The 16595-nt window shown below is 32.3% G+C and carries 15 protein-coding genes; 11 read left to right on the top strand and 4 right to left on the bottom strand.

Going from position 1 to position 16595, the window contains the following annotated elements; all coding sequences use genetic code 11:
* The first annotated feature begins 24 nt into the window (after positions 1-24).
* The 4 genes from AAYQ05_RS06680 to AAYQ05_RS06665 all read left to right on the top strand — a co-directional run bounded on the left by AAYQ05_RS06680 (position 25) and on the right by AAYQ05_RS06665 (position 5095).
* Positions 25-1311 carry a glycosyltransferase family 4 protein gene (locus AAYQ05_RS06680; protein ID WP_343542093.1) on the top strand — a complete coding sequence of 429 codons (1287 nt, stop codon included), beginning with the start codon at positions 25-27 and terminating at the stop codon, positions 1309-1311.
* Positions 1312-1346: 35 nt separating this feature from the next.
* A complete protein-coding gene (locus AAYQ05_RS06675; protein WP_343542092.1) occupies positions 1347-2816 on the top strand; it encodes an oligosaccharide flippase family protein in 1470 nt (489 codons plus the stop codon).
* A gap of 97 nt (positions 2817-2913) precedes the next feature.
* Positions 2914-4566 carry a mechanosensitive ion channel family protein gene (locus tag AAYQ05_RS06670; protein ID WP_343542091.1) on the top strand — a complete coding sequence of 551 codons (1653 nt, stop codon included), beginning with the start codon at positions 2914-2916 and terminating at the stop codon, positions 4564-4566.
* A 229-nt stretch (positions 4567-4795) separates the two neighbouring features.
* A complete protein-coding gene (locus AAYQ05_RS06665; protein ID WP_165352478.1) occupies positions 4796-5095 on the top strand; it encodes a DUF8108 domain-containing protein in 300 nt (99 codons plus the stop codon).
* Between the two features lie 88 nt (positions 5096-5183).
* On the opposite strand, the gene uvrA is transcribed toward AAYQ05_RS06665, so the two are convergent.
* Positions 5184-7979: an excinuclease ABC subunit UvrA gene (gene uvrA, locus AAYQ05_RS06660; RefSeq protein ID WP_343542088.1), complete on the bottom strand. Its 2796-nt coding sequence runs from the start codon at positions 7977-7979 to the stop codon at positions 5184-5186.
* A gap of 525 nt (positions 7980-8504) precedes the next feature.
* Between uvrA and AAYQ05_RS06655 the strand changes: the two genes are divergently transcribed.
* From AAYQ05_RS06655 to AAYQ05_RS06645, 3 genes are all read left to right on the top strand, one after another.
* Positions 8505-9089, top strand: coding sequence for an RNA polymerase sigma factor (locus tag AAYQ05_RS06655; RefSeq protein WP_281631951.1), 585 nt, complete (start codon positions 8505-8507; stop codon positions 9087-9089).
* 51 nt (positions 9090-9140) lie between these two features.
* Positions 9141-9284: a hypothetical protein gene (locus AAYQ05_RS06650; protein WP_167511684.1), complete on the top strand. Its 144-nt coding sequence runs from the start codon at positions 9141-9143 to the stop codon at positions 9282-9284.
* A 535-nt stretch (positions 9285-9819) separates the two neighbouring features.
* Positions 9820-10884, top strand: a complete 1065-nt coding sequence (locus tag AAYQ05_RS06645; protein WP_343542083.1) for a tetratricopeptide repeat protein — start codon at positions 9820-9822, stop codon at positions 10882-10884.
* Positions 10885-10997: 113 nt separating this feature from the next.
* On the opposite strand, the gene AAYQ05_RS06640 is transcribed toward AAYQ05_RS06645, so the two are convergent.
* Positions 10998-11660, bottom strand: coding sequence for an endonuclease III domain-containing protein (locus AAYQ05_RS06640; protein WP_177210224.1), 663 nt, complete (start codon positions 11658-11660; stop codon positions 10998-11000).
* A gap of 251 nt (positions 11661-11911) precedes the next feature.
* Here AAYQ05_RS06640 and bcp point away from each other — a divergent pair, with 251 nt between their 5' ends.
* On the top strand, positions 11912-12364 hold the full coding sequence (bcp, locus tag AAYQ05_RS06635) for a thioredoxin-dependent thiol peroxidase (protein ID WP_343542080.1): 453 nt from the start codon (positions 11912-11914) through the stop codon (positions 12362-12364).
* A 271-nt stretch (positions 12365-12635) separates the two neighbouring features.
* Here bcp and AAYQ05_RS06630 read toward each other — a convergent pair whose 3' ends face one another.
* Positions 12636-14099 carry a TonB-dependent receptor gene (locus AAYQ05_RS06630; protein ID WP_343542079.1) on the bottom strand — a complete coding sequence of 488 codons (1464 nt, stop codon included), beginning with the start codon at positions 14097-14099 and terminating at the stop codon, positions 12636-12638.
* An 89-nt stretch (positions 14100-14188) separates the two neighbouring features.
* On the opposite strand from AAYQ05_RS06630, the gene AAYQ05_RS06625 reads away from it, so the two are divergent.
* Genes AAYQ05_RS06625 through AAYQ05_RS06615 form a run of 3 tightly spaced genes read left to right on the top strand, consistent with a single transcriptional unit; the run spans position 14189 to position 15945 of the window.
* Positions 14189-14953, top strand: a complete 765-nt coding sequence (locus tag AAYQ05_RS06625; RefSeq protein ID WP_343542078.1) for an MBL fold metallo-hydrolase — start codon at positions 14189-14191, stop codon at positions 14951-14953.
* 12 nt (positions 14954-14965) lie between these two features.
* The gene (locus AAYQ05_RS06620; RefSeq protein ID WP_343542076.1) at positions 14966-15469 is read left to right on the top strand and encodes a hypothetical protein; all 504 of its coding nucleotides are present in this window, start codon (positions 14966-14968) and stop codon (positions 15467-15469) included.
* Between the two features lie 47 nt (positions 15470-15516).
* Positions 15517-15945: a hypothetical protein gene (locus tag AAYQ05_RS06615; RefSeq protein ID WP_343542075.1), complete on the top strand. Its 429-nt coding sequence runs from the start codon at positions 15517-15519 to the stop codon at positions 15943-15945.
* A gap of 64 nt (positions 15946-16009) precedes the next feature.
* Here AAYQ05_RS06615 and AAYQ05_RS06610 read toward each other — a convergent pair whose 3' ends face one another.
* Positions 16010-16579 carry a cysteine hydrolase family protein gene (locus tag AAYQ05_RS06610; protein ID WP_343542072.1) on the bottom strand — a complete coding sequence of 190 codons (570 nt, stop codon included), beginning with the start codon at positions 16577-16579 and terminating at the stop codon, positions 16010-16012.
* Positions 16580-16595: the final 16 nt, after the last annotated feature.

The raw sequence follows: 16595 nt of genomic DNA, 5'->3' as shown, positions 1-16595 counted from the left end.
TATGAATCTCTGTGTAATTTAAATATGGAACAAAAAAAACTCTTAATAATTACCTATTATTTTCCACCTGCGGGAGGCCCAGGTGTACAGCGTTGGCTGAAATTTGTAAAATATCTGCCAGAATTTGATGTTCAGCCCATAGTTTATGTTCCAGAAAACCCAACTTATCCAATCGTTGATGAAGGATTGGTAAGCGAAATATCAGATAAAGTAATTGTTTTAAAGAATAAAATTTGGGAGCCTTACCAATTGGCGTCCATTTTTTCGAAGAATAAAACCAAGAAAATAAGTTCTGGAATTTTTCCGCAAAAGAAAAAACAAACTTTTCTGGACAAAACGTTTCTTTGGGTTCGAGGAAATCTTTTTATTCCAGATGCCCGCGTTTTTTGGGTAAAGCCATCTGTTTCTTATTTAGAAAAATACATTCAAGAAAACAATATCGATACGATTGTGACTTCTGGACCTCCGCACAGTTTGCATTTAATTGGTTTAGAATTACAGCAGAAATTAAAAGTAAAATGGTTTGCCGATTTTCGCGATCCTTGGACAACAATCGGATACCATAAAGCACTTCGTCTATCTTCTTATGCCGAAAAAAAGCACAAGAATTTAGAACATAAAGTACTTAACTCAGCAGATGAAATCATTGTAACCAGTAAAACCACAAAAGCAGAGTTCGAGGCTATTACCAATAGGCCAATTACGGTAATTACAAACGGTTATGATATTGAAACTGTAGAAAAACAAACTTTAGATACGAAATTCACTTTAGCTCATATCGGTTCTTTCTTGTCCGATAGAAATCCGCCATTTTTGTGGGAAGTTTTAGTTGAATTACTGCAAGAAGTTCCAGAGTTTAAATCTCAGTTGGAAATCAAGTTAATTGGAGCAGTAAGCCAAGAAGTTTTAGATGCTATTCAAGAACATCAATTAAATGATTATTTAAATTTAGTGGGTTACGTTTCTCATAAAGAAGCTGTTGCGCATCAAAGAAAATCTCAAGTGTTACTTTTAATAGAGATTAATTCCAAAGATACAAAGAGCATTATTCCAGGAAAATTATTCGAATACATGGTGTCAAATCGACCGATTGTTGCGATTGGGCCTCAAGGTTCTGATTTTGCAGACATCGTAACGCAAACCAATACCGGAGTATTTTTTGATTATTCTGAGAAAGCGAAATTAAAAAGTGTAATTTTGGACTTTTTTAATCAGTTTTTGGAAGGGAAGCTGCAATCACATGGCATTGGTTTACAGCAATATTCAAGAAAAAACCTAACCAAACAATTAGCACAGCTGATTAAAGAATAATCAATTAAACATCACATACAATCTAAACTCAAGAAATGGGTATTGTCTTAAATCAGTCTTTTAAAAACACTATAATTACATACATTGGTTTTGGTATCGGAGCCATTAATACATTATATCTTTATCCCGTTTTTCTTGGGGCAACATATTACGCCTTAACAAATTATATTACATCTGCAGCAAACGTAATTATGCCTTTGTTTGCAATTGGCATGCAAAATACACTTGTAAAATTTTATTCGCAATATAAAACAGAAGAAGAAAGAGAGCAGTTTTTGTCTTTTACAGCACTGTTTCCAATTTTAATGTGTATTCCGCTAGGACTTATCGGAATCTTCTTCTACGATGATATAACCGATTTTGTTTCCAAAGAGAATCCAGTCGTTCGTGAGTTTATGCTTCTTATTCCGTTTATCGGAATCTGTATGGCTTACTTTGAGATTTTTTATGCGTGGGCGAGGGTTCACATGCATTCTGTTTTCGGGAACTTTATTAAAGAAGTCGGTTTAAGGCTACTTTCTACATTTGCTTTAATTGGATTGTATTTCAACTGGATCAGTTTGGTTGAGTTTGTTTACGTAACTGCAGGTATTTATTTTTTGGCTTTCATTGTTACTATGTTTTATGCATTTTACATTAAAAAGCCTAATTTCCAGATTACAATACCAGAAAATGTAAAAAGTGTAATGGAGTATACTTTTTATATTATCTTATCAGGAAGCGTTGCTAATTTACTTCTAGATGGAGATAAGTTGATGCTGAATCAATACATGAAGATTGAAAATATTGCTTATTATTCTGTAGCTACTTATATCGCTTTGGTAATTTCTGTGCCAAGCCGTGCCATGCACCAAATCGTGTATCCGATTACGGCTAAATTAATGCATGAAAACAAGCATGATGAGTTAAATCAGCTGTACAAAAAGACGTCGATTAATTTACAGATTGTCGGTGGATTTGTAATGCTGTGTATTTTTGTGAATATCAGGCAATTGTATGAATTAGTTCCAAAAGACTACAGCGGTGGTATCTCAGTTGTATTTATGATTGGACTTTCTAAATATTTTGACTTGATCTTAGGAAATAACAATGCTATTATTTTCAATACGAAATATTACCGAATGGTATTGTATTTAGGATTAATGTTGGTTGTTTTAACCGTAATTTTAAATATGTTGTTTATTCCTCATTTTGGAATTATGGGGTCAGCGTTTGCTACACTTTTATCTATTACATTATACAGTTTGGCAAAATTACTTTTTGTAGTTAAGAAGCTTGATTTGTATCCTTTTACCAAACAAACGATTCATTCAATACTACTAACATTTGCATTGTTTTTAGTGTTTTATTTCTGGGAATTTCCATTTTTCCAATTAATCAGTATTGCTTTAAAATCGATATTGGTAACTATTGTATATGTGTATCTAAACTATAAGTTAAAGATTTCGTCAGATATCAATAATGTTATTGATTCTATTTTCAAAAAGTTAGGTTTTAAAATTTGATCTGATTTTTCTGTAAAAAAGAAAACAATTTAAAAAATCGTAGCTTTTTTGTTTTTATATTTGTTAGAAAGGATAACTAATTTATTTCTAATTGAATATGAGGATAAAAGTACTTAGGTTATTAGCTTTCTTTTTTGTTTTGTTTTCTTTTTCAGTAATTGCCCAGACCAAAAATCTGAAAAGTTCTGAAAAAGAAGCAGTGACAGTGAAATTAAAAGGTTATCCTGTAAAGCCTTTTAACGATACACTTTTTCTAGTATATCATAATGTCGGTTCTTTTTCTGCAAAAGAAAGAGCGCAATATATTACCAATAAGATTAAAAGGCTTTATAATGAGTCGTTCTTCGAAAAAGACTCTATAAAAATTATTCCTTCTGATGTTTCTATGGATATTGTGTACCAGAGCGATTTGGTGATAATGTCTGTTTTGGAAGCCGATGCAAAAGCCGAAAATAGTACGGTAAGCGCTATTGCCAATCGTAATTTGGCTAAAATTAAAAGTGCAATAATTTATCAGAATGAAAATTATTCGCAACTACCTAAACGAATCGGTTATACAGTATTATTAACCCTTATAATTGGATTAGTCTTATTTTTGATATCGAAAGTTTTCAATTTCATAAAAAGATATATTGTAAAAAATAGAGCTAGGTATTTTAAAGGGGTCAGTTACAATTCAATTAATATACTATCTCCAGACAAGCAACTATTTTTGTTCCTTCGAATTTTTGGGATTATAAAGATAATTACGCTTATTTTAATAGTATATCTATCGCTTCCTGTTTTGTTCAGTATATTTCCTGCTACAAAAGAGTATACAACAACATTGCTTAAATGGATTTTAACTCCTGCAAAATCTGCGGTTATGGGATTTGTTGGCTTTCTTCCTAGCTTGTTTACCATAATTGTAATCATCATTATTTTTAAATATTCGCTGAAGGTTATTAAGTTTTTCTTTGATGAAATAAAATCAGAAAAGATTAAAATTGACGGTTTTTACAGCGATTGGGCACTGCCAACATTCAACGTTATCAGACTTTTAATGTACGCTTTTATGCTAGTGATTATTTTTCCGTATTTGCCAGGTTCAGATTCGCCTATTTTTAAAGGAGTTTCAGTATTTGTCGGAGTTTTGTTTTCGCTTGGTTCTTCAAATGCTATTGCCAATATGGTTGCAGGTTTGGTTATTACATACATGCGTCCGTTTAAAATAGGGGATTTTATTAAAATAGGAGAAGTAAGCGGAGAAGTAATCGAAAAAACCGCCTTAGTTACTCGAATTAGAACACCAAAATTTGAAGACATTACGATTCCAAATGCTACTGTTTTATCAAGCACCTCTACCAATTATTCAGCAAACACAAATCAGTCCACAAACGGATTGTTAATTCATACTACGGTAACAATTGGATATGATGTGCCATGGAAAGATATACATGCAGCCCTGATAGAAGCGGCTCTTAATACTGAAATGATAGAAAAGGAACCAAAACCGTTTGTTTTACAAACTAGTCTTGATGATTTTTACGTTTCGTATCAGATTAATGTTTATACAAAAGAACCCACAAAGCAGCCTCGTATTTATTCGTCGCTTCATCAGAATATTCAAGACTCTTTTAATGCTGCAGGTATTGAAATCATGTCGCCACATTATGGTGCTTTGCGTGATGGTAACACGACAACGATTCCGCCTAACTATTTAAAAGAAGATTATGAATCTCCTGTTTTTACTTTTAAGAAGAAAGGTTAAATAATTGATAACGAGTGATTAAATTTAAAACTTTAACACCTGAATACTTTGTAATTAATTTAATAAAAATTAACTTTATCATGAATGTTTAGCAGTACTTTGCTCAAAACGTAGTTTTTTTTCTAACAAAATGACTAAATGTAGGTATTTTTTTATTTTTTGAAATTAAATACTTTTGCAGGAAATTACAAATAAAAGTGTAACCAGAATTAATTGTAGATTAGAAATTATGAAGTACAATCATCTCAGCCATGAACAAAGCATGCAAGTATTTTCTAATATGATATCAAACAAAGTTCATAATGGATTTACTTTAGAAGAAAGAAATGATGAACTGCTTTTTGCAGTTTTATCTAAAGGTGGAAAAGTGGTTAATCACAGTTTAAATTTTTTGATTTTTTGTTTAACTCTAGGATTATGGTCATTTGCATGGCTGTATCTTACTTTTGAGGCTTCAAAACAGAAAAAGATTTTAGTGGCTATTGACGAAGATGGTCTTCCTTTTGAGGAAAGATGTCTGGTAGCTTAAGAGCATTAAAAAAGAGAAATAAAATATAAAGCCATAAATACAAATTAATCCTTGTATTTATGGCTTTGTTATTTGAAAGCGGTCACTATTACAATTTATCTTTTAGATAAACTCCCGTTATAGATTCTTTTACTTTTACAATATCTTCTGGAGTCCCAGATGCCAATAAATGACCTCCATTTTCTCCTCCTTCAGGACCTAAATCAAGAATCCAATCAGCGCATTTTATTAAATCAAGATTATGTTCGATTACAATGATCGAATGTCCTTTTTCGATTAAAGCATCAAATGAAGCTAAAAGTTTTTTGATATCATGAAAATGAAGACCCGTAGTAGGTTCATCAAAAACAAATAAGGCTTTGTCTTTTGTAGCGCCTTTTACCAGAAAAGAAGCCAATTTAATACGCTGTGCCTCTCCGCCAGAAAGAGTAGAAGAGGATTGTCCTAATTGTACATATCCTAAACCAACGTCTTGCAATGGTTGTAACTTTTGAGTAATTTTTGCTTGCTTATTTTTTTCAAAAAAAGCAATCGCATCATCAATGGTCATGGTTAGAATGTCATTGATATTTTGATTGTCAAAAGTAACTTCTAAGATTTCTTTTTTAAATCGTTTTCCGCCACAGGTTTCGCAAGGCAGCGAAACATCGGCCATGAAAACCATTTCAACATTTATTGAGCCTTCTCCTTTACAAGTTTCGCATCGACCTCCATCAACATTAAAAGAGAAATGTTTAGCCTGATAACCTCTTATTTTTGATAGTTTTTCTTTCGCATATAAATCACGAATATCATCATAAGCTTTGATATAGGTAACAGGATTTGATCTAGAACTTCTTCCAATCGGATTTTGGTCTACATATTCGATATGTTTAATTTGTGAAAACGATCCCGAAATCTCGGTAAATTGTCCTGCTTTTTCAGAAGCACTTTCCAATTTTTTCTGAACGGCAGGAAATAAAATTTTCTTTATTAAAGTACTTTTTCCACTTCCGGAAACACCTGTAACAACCGTTAGAACATCTAAAGGAAAAGTAACATTTATGTTTTTTAAGTTGTTTTCGCGTGCGCCAATAATATCAATATGATTTTTGAATTTTCTTCTTTTTTTCGGAACAGAAATTTCTAAATCACCATTTAAATATTTTGCTGTTAAAGAATCCGATTTTAAAATTTCATCATAAGTTCCTTGTGCAACCAATTTTCCTCCAAAAGTTCCAGCTTCTGGACCAATGTCAATAATCATATCGGCAGCTTTCATAATATCTTCATCATGTTCAACCACAATTACGGTGTTGCCAAGATCACGAAGAGAAAGCAGTACTTTGATCAGTCTTTCAGAATCTTTTGGGTGCAGACCAATACTTGGCTCGTCGAGAATATACATCGATCCAACCAAACTGCTTCCAAGAGAAGTTGCAAGGTTAATTCGCTGAGATTCTCCTCCCGAAAGAGTTGCAGAATTTCTATTTAGCGTAAGATAATCTAATCCCACTTCGGTTAAAAAAGATAAACGATTATTGATTTCGACCATTAAACGTTTGGCAATTTGCTGTTCGTATTGATTTAATTCAATGTTTTTAAAGAAAGTAACCAAATGTTTAATCGGTAAATCGACAAGATCAGAAACCGTTTTTCCATTGATTTTTACGTAAGATGCTTCTTCGCGCAGACGTTTGCCTTTACAGACATGACATTTCGTTTTTCCGCGGTAACGCGAAAGCATGACACGATTTTGGATCTTATAATTTTTTTCTTCTAATTCTCTAAAGAAATCATTTAGCCCTTGAAAATATTGATTTCCAGTCCAGATCAAATCCTTTTGTTCTTCTGTTAATTGAAAATAAGGTTTGTGAATTGGGAAATCAAATTTATAAGCATGTTTTACCAATTCATCTTTATACCAGCTCATGCTTTCGCCGCGCCACGGATAAATTGCACTTTCATAAATAGATAATGCTGTGTTTGGAATCACAAGGTCGGCATCAATACCAATTATATTTCCATAGCCTTCACAAACAGGACAAGCTCCGTAGGGATTGTTAAAACTGAATAAATGAACATTTGGCTCTAGAAAAGTTATTCCGTCAAGTTCAAAATTATTCGAATATGAAAATCTCTTCTCTGCATTTAATTCTTGCAAATAACAGATTCCCTTTCCTTCAAAAAAAGCAGTCTGAACGGCATCTGCCAGACGATTGTAAAACTCTTCTTCTTCCTTTACAACAATACGGTCAATAATTAACAGTATGTCTTTATTATCGAATTGATGTAAATCCGAAGCCGAAAATTCATCCAAACGAATCATTTCATTATCGACCAAAATACGAGCAAAACCTTGCTGTAAAAGTACTTTTAGTTTGTCTTCGAGCTGTCTTCCTTCTTCAAGATGAATAGGGGCAAGCAACAGCCATCTGCTATCGAGCGGAAGACTTTTAACGTCGGAAATAACATCAGTAACTGTATTTTTTTTGACTTCCTGTCCAGAAATAGGAGAGTAGGTGCGTCCGATTCTAGCAAACAAAAGTTTGATGTAATCGTAAATTTCTGTCGAAGTCCCAACTGTCGAACGGGCATTGGTTGTATTTACTTTTTGCTCAATCGCAATAGCAGGAGCAATACCTTTTATGTATTCTACTTTTGGCTTGTCTAAACGGCCTAAAAACTGACGAGCATAAGACGACAAGCTTTCTACATAACGTCTTTGTCCTTCGGCATATAAAGTATCAAAAGCTAAACTCGATTTTCCTGATCCTGAAAGACCTGTAATAACAACCAGTTTATTTCTAGGAATAACAACATCTACATTTTTCAAGTTATGTACCTGTGCTCCTTTAATTATAATATTTGATTTTGGATCTATTTTAGAAAGGTCAATTTGCATAAAAAAGTCAATTTTTACAAAAGTAAACAATTTTGAATTGGATTTTGTTAAGGATTTAGTTCCAAATCTTAACTATTTTATCATAATTAAAATGCTTTTTGGTCGGCCTATTTCAGTTCAAAGAATTTGATTTTAGTGGACAAAAAGATGCTGTTTAAAGTCTTTTTGAGAAAAATGTCAAATAATTATCAATTTATTCTGGTAAAAATTGTAATTTAAATTTAGATTTAGTGCAATCATTAAGTTTTATCTTGCTAATTGTAAGGAAATTACGTTTTGTTTTTGAACTTTTTTACGAGCTTTTGTTTTACGGATTTTTAGCTCTTTTTAGGTAAAATTTATGTTTATTGTACATTAATAAAAGTTTTACTAATAATAATTAATGATTTTATTTGCTTTTTAAAAGTAAAATTTGTTAAATTTGGTCACAATATTAACATAACCCAAAAAAGCCACGCCTATATAAGAAAACTACTTTTTAGAAAATACTCCAAATTTTAAAACAAAACTAAAAAAGTAGTTATTATGGCTGATCTGCATACTCCAGACGCTCTATTAGTAAAAAATTATGTTGACGGTAGCGAAGCTGCACTGGCAACATTAATAAAAAGGCACGAATCTAAGATATATGGTTTTATATATTCTAAGATTGCTGATAGAGATATTTCAAATGATATTTTTCAAGACACATTTATTAAAGTTATTAAAACTTTGAAAAGCAATTCGTATAATGAAGAAGGTAAATTCTTGCCTTGGGTAATGCGTATTTCTCATAACTTAATCGTAGATCATTTTCGAAAAACAAAGAAAATGCCAATGTATAGAGAAACAGAAGAGTTTTCTATTTTCTCTATTATGTCAGACGATGCATTGACAATAGAAGGCAAAATGATTGTAGATCAAGTCGAGATTGATTTAAAAAAACTGATAGAAGAACTTCCAGAAGATCAAAAAGAAGTACTGGTAATGCGTATGTATCAGGATATGAGTTTTAAAGAAATCTCTGAAGTAACTGGCGTAAGCATCAATACTGCATTAGGGAGAATGCGATACGCGCTAATGAATTTGAGAAAAATAATAGAAAAACATCAAATTATTTTAACCAACTAATACTATTTTGATAATTAGCCCGTTATACTAGTATAAAACATTTTGAATAGTATGGGGAAAATTTACTCAAAAAAAGCACAAGCTTCTAAAAATCTTAAACCTAAAAAAGAAGTCGTTTCTTTTTTATTGAATTATTCTAAAGCCTTGACAGTAGTTAAGATTGACGATAAAAATTTTGAGATTATAGCTAACTAAACAGCCCACTGCTCCTGTCGGATGTTTATTAAAACAAACCAAATGGTCGTTTTGGTTGAAGAACTCACTGTTCGTATATTTCATTATACAAACAGTGAGTTTTTTGTTTGTCTATATTCATAAATAAAAAATATAAGTATTTTACAGCATTTTTCTTCTGTTTTGTTAAAATTTAACATTATGATGGGAATTAATGTGTTTATTTACTTTTTAATTCTATTTTAGTTAAAAAACTAATTTTTATTTCGTTTAATGTGCTTTTTATAAGTGTTATTCGTATTGAAAAATTTGTTTGTTTAAAATAATAAACTAAGAATTAAATATTTAACCCCAAAAAACTATTTATGAAAAAAAACTACCCTACTTTATTTCGTTAGGTTTTGATGCTAATTTGATTTTGAGAAAAATATTTGAACCAGCAAATGTTTACTCAAGAAAATAGTAAGGATAATTTTTAAACCAGTTTAATTATCTGTTTTGCTATTTCTTAAAAGAAAATAAGAAAATCATTTAACCACCAAAACTCAACCGCAAAATGAAAGACAATATTAAAGTGCTGTCATGCTTATTGATGATAAGTATTGGCGCATTTGCACAGAAAGACAAAATTAAAGAAGCACAATCTTTATTTGATAAAGGAAATAGCCAGGAAGCTTTGGCAGTTTTAACTAAAACAGAATATCTTATTCTTAATGCATCTGATGAAGACAAATCAGATTACTACTTCTTGAAAGGAAACGTTTTAAAAGACTTAGCTGTAAAAAATATTGATGCAGCTAATAATTTTACATTAGCGTCGCAATCGTACCAAGATGTGTTTTTATACGAAAACGAATCAGGAAAATTTAAATGGACAGTTAAAGCAAATATGGCTTTAAAAGATATGAAAGCCAGTCTAGTAAACGGGGCAATGGCCGATTTTAATGCTGGAAAATTTAAAGAGAGTGCAGAAAAAAGTTATAAAGTATATCTGTTTGATAAAAAGGATACCCTGAACTTGTTTAATGCGGCGTCTTCATCTATCAATGCAAAAGATTTTGGTTCGGCAGTTACTTATTATGAACTTCTAAAGAAAATTAATTTTTCAGGAAAAGGGGTTTTGTACTATGCTACAAATAAGAAAACAAAAGAAGAAGATGTCTTTGTTTCGCCAAAAGCTAGAGAATCAGCAATTCAACAAGGATTCTATGAAAAACCAAGAACAGAATCTGTACCATCTAAAAGAATAGAGGTAAACAATAATCTTGCTTATGCTTACCTTGAAAGAAAAGATTATTCTAAAGCCGAAGCGGTATATAATTATGTTTTAGAATTGAATCCAAATTATGTAGATGCCTATATTAATCTGGCTTACTTAAAACTACAAATAAAGAAAGATTTAGCCGATGAAATTTCTTCATTAGGAACTACTCCAGCTGAGATGCAGAAGTACGATAAGCTTAGTGCAAGAAAAGATGATATTACAAGAAGTGCAATTCCGTATCTGAAAAAAGTGCTTACACTAGAGCCTAAGAATTCAGATGCAACAAAAACATTGCTTGGTGTTTATAGATCGCTTGATATGACAGCAGAATATAATGCTTTAAAAGCGGGAATGTAAATAAATTGGATAATGAGAAAATTTGATAATTAGAAAATTTCTATAGATTCCGAACACATTGCCTAATTTTCTAATTGGCACATTAAAGCACAAAGATTTTTAATCTTTGTGCTTTATTTTTTTGAAACTGTTTTTTCAAGTTCTTCAATGAGAGATTTCTTTCCGACAGTTTTGGTGATAATATCTTTTTCAAGATTCCATCCACGTGCTGGAGAATATTCTCGGCCATACCAAATAATTTGCAAATGCAAGTCGTTCCATAATTCTCTTGGAAATAATCTTTTAGCATCTTTTTCGGTTTGCGCTACATTTTTTCCGTTAGATAAATTCCATCTGTACATTAATCTGTGAATGTGTGTGTCAACAGGAAAAGCTGGAACGCCAAAAGCTTGCGACATTACTACACTTGCTGTTTTATGGCCAACCGCTGGTAAAGCCTCAAGCGCTTCGAAACTCTGTGGAACCTCGCCATTATGTTTTTCAATTAAAATTTCAGATAGACCGTGAATTCCTTTAGATTTCATTGGAGATAAACCACACGGACGAATAATTTCCTTAATTTCCTCCACCGACATTTTAACCATATCATACGGATTATCGGCCTTTGCAAATAATAAAGGTGTAATTTGGTTTACACGAACATCGGTACATTGTGCAGATAGCAAAACCGCAATCAAAAGCGTATAAGGATCTTTATGGTCAAGCGGAACAGGTATAGTAGGGTAGAGTTCTTTTAATTTATCAATAACAAATTGTACACGAGCTTCTTTATTCATTTCCGTATTTTTAATGTTGTAAAAATAGTATAATTTTAATGATGTGCCTAATCCAGCTTTCCGTTTCAACTCCTCATTATGCCAGTAACATTTTTAAGTATTTAAAAGAGCTTCCTTTGGTCGCTTTTTAAATACAAAAAATGTAAACTATCATAATTCCGGGGTTTTCACTGCAATCTGGGGCATGAAAAAAGTTATGAGTTATCTTTGTTAATCTAAAGTCTAAAATCAACAACCTAAAATATAAAAATATGACAACATTAAAAGCAGGAGATCAAGCGCCAAATTTTTCAGGAATAGATCAAGACGGAAAAACACACAAACTGACAGATTACGCAGGGAAAAAATTGGTTGTTTTCTTTTATCCAAAAGCGAGCACTCCAGGCTGTACAGCGGAGGCATGTGATTTGAGAGATAATTTTCATCGTTTTCAAGCTAATAATTACGAGCTTTTAGGAGTGAGTGCTGACAGTGCAAAAGCACAAATTAAGTTTAAAGATAAATATGAATTGCCTTTCCCATTAATTGCAGACGAAGACAAATCGGTTATTAATGCATTTGGAGTTTGGGGACCAAAGAAATTTATGGGAAGAGAATACGACGGAATCCATAGAACAACTTTTGTAATTGACGAAAAAGGAATTATAGAAGAAGTAATCGAAAAAGTAAAAACAAAAGAACATGCTTCGCAGATTTTGAAATAGAGATTTTTGTTTCAGGTTTTCTTTGTTTCAGGTTTCAAGTTGCTTTACTTAATGTTTAGTTTTAACGCAAAGCACGCTAAGTTTTTTTATGAGCCAAACCTACTAAACTGGCAAAGTTCGCAAAGCTTAATTTGCATAAAGCTTTGCGAACTTTGCGTTTTTGGCACAAGCTTAAGTAAAAAAACTTAGCGTGCTTTGCGTTAAAAAAATACCCGCTTCAACAGTAGCTTGAAGCCTGAAACAAAAAAAGTCCCAAGGAGGGACTTTTTTATTATTGTTTATTTTGTTCTAATTCTTTCTGCGGATGATATCCAAAAAGATGATGTTCTTTAATGATTTCTGGAATTCCAGGAGGCAGCATTGGTTCCCAGCCCGTTTTACCTTGATTAATCATTTTTAAAATTTCTCTAGAGAAAACATCTAGGATATTTGGATCGTAGTCTTCAATGTCAACCACTTTTCCATTGAATTTAAAGAATTTATATAACTCTTTCATTCTAGGATGAACCTTCAAATTGTTTGAATTCATTAATGAGCCATCTTCGTCTAACATTGGATATAAGAATACTTTCATATCGCGATAGAATAATTTTCCGAAAGCTTCTAGAATTCCACCGCTTAAATGGCGGTAGTACTTCTCGTCAAAAATATCAACAAGGTTATTTACCCCCATTGCCAATCCCATACGAGCTTTGGTGTAGTTTGCGAAGTATTCTACAACTTTATAATATTCTTGGAAATTCGAAATCATAACGGTTTGACCAAGAGAACAAAGCAATTCGGCTCTATCCATAAAATCTCTTTCATCAATTTCTCCATCTGATCTTAAATTCGAAAGAGTGATTTCAAAAATTACAAGCGTATTGTTCTTTTCAACCTTATTTTCTTTAAGAAACATTTCTAAAGATTTCTCATACATATCCATGTTTACCTTTGTAACAGGACGGAAACTTCCTCTCAAAGCTAAAAGGTTCTTTTTGTATAAGATAGCTGCTGGTAAAATGTTTTTCCCTTCTGGGTTAAACATTACGGCATCTGTCATTCCGTTTTTAACCAATTGTAAACTCATTAAACGATTGTCTACATCGGCAAAACGAGGCCCAGAAAAGTTGATGGTGTCGATCTCTAATTGATCTTTATCTAAGTGATCGTATAAATATCTAAGTAATCGTTTAGGATCATTGTATTTGTAAAAAGCACCGTAAATTAAGTTAACTCCTAAAATTCCCAGTGTTTCTTGTTGTAATCTAGCGTCAGTCTCTTTAAAACGAATATGAAGGATAATTTCGTTATAAGCTTCGTCTGGTTCAATTTGGTATCTAATTCCAACCCATCCGTGACCTTTAAATTGTTTGGCAAAATCTATTGTTGCAACGGTGTTGGCGTAACTGAAAAAAAGTTTTGTTGGATGTTTTTCTCGGCTTAAACGCTCTTCGATGATTTGTCCTTCATGGGTAAGCATTTTTTTTAAACGCTCTTCGGTAACGTATCTTCCGTCATTTTCGGCTCCATAAACAGCATCACTAAAATCTTTATCATAGGCAGACATAGCTTTTGCAATAGTTCCTGATGAACCTCCAGATCTGAAAAAGTGTCTAACGGTCTCTTGTCCAGCGCCAATCTCAGCAAATGTTCCGTAAATATTTTCGTTTAAATTAATGCGTAACGCTTTGTCTTTTATAGAAGGAATCTGTTCGATGACCTTGTCACCCTTGAGTTTTATTTCTGTACCCATTTTGTTTTAAATAGATTTGTTACAAAGTTAGTAAATTAGGAGTCTAATGAAAGAGAAATAATCTATTTTTGTAAAAAAATTAAGTTCAATTGAAGGTTTATTTTTTAGGTACAGGTACTTCTCAAGGCATTCCAATTATCGGAATCGATCATCCAGTTTGTAAAAGCACTGATGCTAAGGATAAAAGGCTTCGTGTATCCATTTGGATAACATGGGACGAGCATTCTTATGTTATTGATTGTGGTCCCGATTTCAGACAGCAAATGCTTTCTTGCGGATGCCGAAAACTCGATGCGATTCTTTTTACCCACGAGCATTCTGACCACACTGCTGGTTTAGACGATATTCGGCCATTTAATTTCAGACAAGGAGAAATTCCGATTTACGGACATAAACGTGTTTTAGATAATCTAAGACGCCGTTTTGATTATGTTTTTGAGACCGTAAATAAATATCCAGGAGCTCCAAGCGTAAAAACAATCGAAGTGCAAAATAATGCGCCTTTTGCCGTTGGAGATAAAATGGCAATTCCGATAAATGCTATGCACGGCGATTTACAGGTTTTTGGGTACAGAATAGAAGATTTTGCTTATTTAACTGATGTAAAAACAATTGAACAAGTCGAAGTTGAAAAATTGAAGGGCATAAAAGTTCTGGTAGTGAATGCTTTGCGTGTTGAACCTCACGATACTCATTTTAATCTTCAAGAAGCGCTTGATTTTATTGATCTGGTTAAACCTGAAAGAGCCTATTTAACTCATATTAGTCATGTTTTGGGCTTTCATGAAGAAGTCCAGCAGAAGCTTCCTGAAAATGTTTTCTTGGCTTACGACAATTTAGAAATTACAATTTAATTATACCACACAATGAAAAAATCCTTAATGCTTTATCTTTTTATTCTTGCCATTTTAATGAACGTTTTCACGTATTCGTTTTATAGCGGAGAAGTGAAATTTGGACAGGAGCGATATGATAAAACAACTAAGAAATTAAGAGACAGCATTAGTCTTATGAAAAATAAATTGGCAGAGGCTGATTATTTTTCTTTAGAACACAACGAAAATGCACAAAATTATTTTGATAATAGTGCTTCAGGAGGAAAAGTGATTTTGTATGAAAAACTAATTCCAGTTGTAACCGAAAAGTTATTAGATTTCAATTCAAATCCAAAAGGGAATCCTTATACAGGTCAGGATATGATTGATGGAAAGAAATTCATCATCAATAAAGTAAAAATTTTAAACCACAGATGGATCATTGCAGATTACAGTAATGGTGAATTATGGGGAGAAGTCTTGTTAAAATACTTTGTAGATAACGACGATAATATTACCTTTGAAGTAAATCAAACTTGGTTATATCAAAAATAGGATTTTATAATCCTATTTTTTTTTGAACTTTAAATAAATTTAGGATTATGAAAAAGATGTTTTTGTTTTTGATTATAGCAAGTGCAATTTCTTGCGGAAAAAAAGTTTCTCAAGAAAATACAAGTACAACTCCGAAAGAGCAACAAAAAGAGGCTGTTGTAGGAGGAGATTCCGATTCGCATGGTTGTAAAGCTTCTGCTGGATATACTTGGTCTACGCTTAAGAAAGAATGTATTAGAGTTTTTGAAAACAGCACAAGACTAAATCATGCTGAAGATGGAAAAACGTATTCTACTGTTTCCTATGTAATTTTTGACGGAAATAAAGCAGAACTTTTTCTAGATACTCAAAAAGAATCGATTATTCTAGAAAGAAAATCAGAAGGTGATTCTTGGGTTAATGGCGATTGGCAGTTGATTCCGTGGAAAGGATATGTTCTGAAAAAAGCAGGGAAGGTTCTTTATACAGGAGAATAAAAGTAAAATGTAAAAAGTGAAATGTAAATTGGTTCAATCATTTTACATTTCACTTTTTGTATATTTAAATGATTTCTTTAATAAAATCAGAAGTAACAACTTGAGCAAATTCGTCGTTTAAGCTTGCTAAAGCTGTTTGATGAATTAATTCGGCAGAGAAATTTTCTCCATTTATTCCTTTTTTGTTGAATGTTGCCGTTGCATCAGAAACCAAATAAACGGTATAGCCAAAATTTCCTGCCATTCTTGTGGTGGTAGAAACGCAATGATCTGTGGTCAAGCCAACAATTACTAGATTTGTAATTTTATCATTATCCAAAAGCTCTTTTAAGTTTGTTCCGATAAAAGCGCTGTTGACATTCTTTTTAATAATGGTTTCTCCTTCAAGAGGTTTTACAATATCCTGAAATTCATTTCCAGGATTTGTTTCATTTAAAATGGAATTAGGATTTGAAGAACAATGCTTTACGTGAAAAATGGGAAGTTTTTTGCTTCGCCAGATCTTTAGAAGTTTGCCAGCTTTTTGTTCTGCATCAACATTATTTCGATCCCCGCCCCAGTAGGCAACATCATGAAAACCTTTTTGAATATCAATTAAAATTAATGCAGGATTATTAAGTTTTGAAATGCTCATTTTATAAAGGATTTAG

Origin of the sequence: Flavobacterium movens, from assembly GCF_039581425.1 — a bacterium.
GTDB lineage: Bacteria > Bacteroidota > Bacteroidia > Flavobacteriales > Flavobacteriaceae > Flavobacterium > Flavobacterium luteolum.
This window is presented reverse-complemented; position numbering and strand designations above follow the sequence as displayed.

Coding starts and splice junctions, on each gene's coding strand:
- AAYQ05_RS06655 (WP_281631951.1), top strand. CDS start 8,505: ATGGCTGATCTGCATACTCCAGACGCTCTATTAGTAAAAAATTATGTT.
- AAYQ05_RS06680 (WP_343542093.1), top strand. CDS start 25: ATGGAACAAAAAAAACTCTTAATAATTACCTATTATTTTCCACCTGCG.
- uvrA (WP_343542088.1), bottom strand. CDS start 7,979: ATGCAAATTGACCTTTCTAAAATAGATCCAAAATCAAATATTATAATT.
- AAYQ05_RS06630 (WP_343542079.1), bottom strand. CDS start 14,099: ATGGGTACAGAAATAAAACTCAAGGGTGACAAGGTCATCGAACAGATT.
- AAYQ05_RS06650 (WP_167511684.1), top strand. CDS start 9,141: ATGGGGAAAATTTACTCAAAAAAAGCACAAGCTTCTAAAAATCTTAAA.
- AAYQ05_RS06610 (WP_343542072.1), bottom strand. CDS start 16,579: ATGAGCATTTCAAAACTTAATAATCCTGCATTAATTTTAATTGATATT.
- AAYQ05_RS06670 (WP_343542091.1), top strand. CDS start 2,914: ATGAGGATAAAAGTACTTAGGTTATTAGCTTTCTTTTTTGTTTTGTTT.
- AAYQ05_RS06620 (WP_343542076.1), top strand. CDS start 14,966: ATGAAAAAATCCTTAATGCTTTATCTTTTTATTCTTGCCATTTTAATG.
- AAYQ05_RS06675 (WP_343542092.1), top strand. CDS start 1,347: ATGGGTATTGTCTTAAATCAGTCTTTTAAAAACACTATAATTACATAC.
- AAYQ05_RS06665 (WP_165352478.1), top strand. CDS start 4,796: ATGAAGTACAATCATCTCAGCCATGAACAAAGCATGCAAGTATTTTCT.
- AAYQ05_RS06645 (WP_343542083.1), top strand. CDS start 9,820: ATGAAAGACAATATTAAAGTGCTGTCATGCTTATTGATGATAAGTATT.
- AAYQ05_RS06615 (WP_343542075.1), top strand. CDS start 15,517: ATGAAAAAGATGTTTTTGTTTTTGATTATAGCAAGTGCAATTTCTTGC.
- AAYQ05_RS06640 (WP_177210224.1), bottom strand. CDS start 11,660: ATGAATAAAGAAGCTCGTGTACAATTTGTTATTGATAAATTAAAAGAA.
- bcp (WP_343542080.1), top strand. CDS start 11,912: ATGACAACATTAAAAGCAGGAGATCAAGCGCCAAATTTTTCAGGAATA.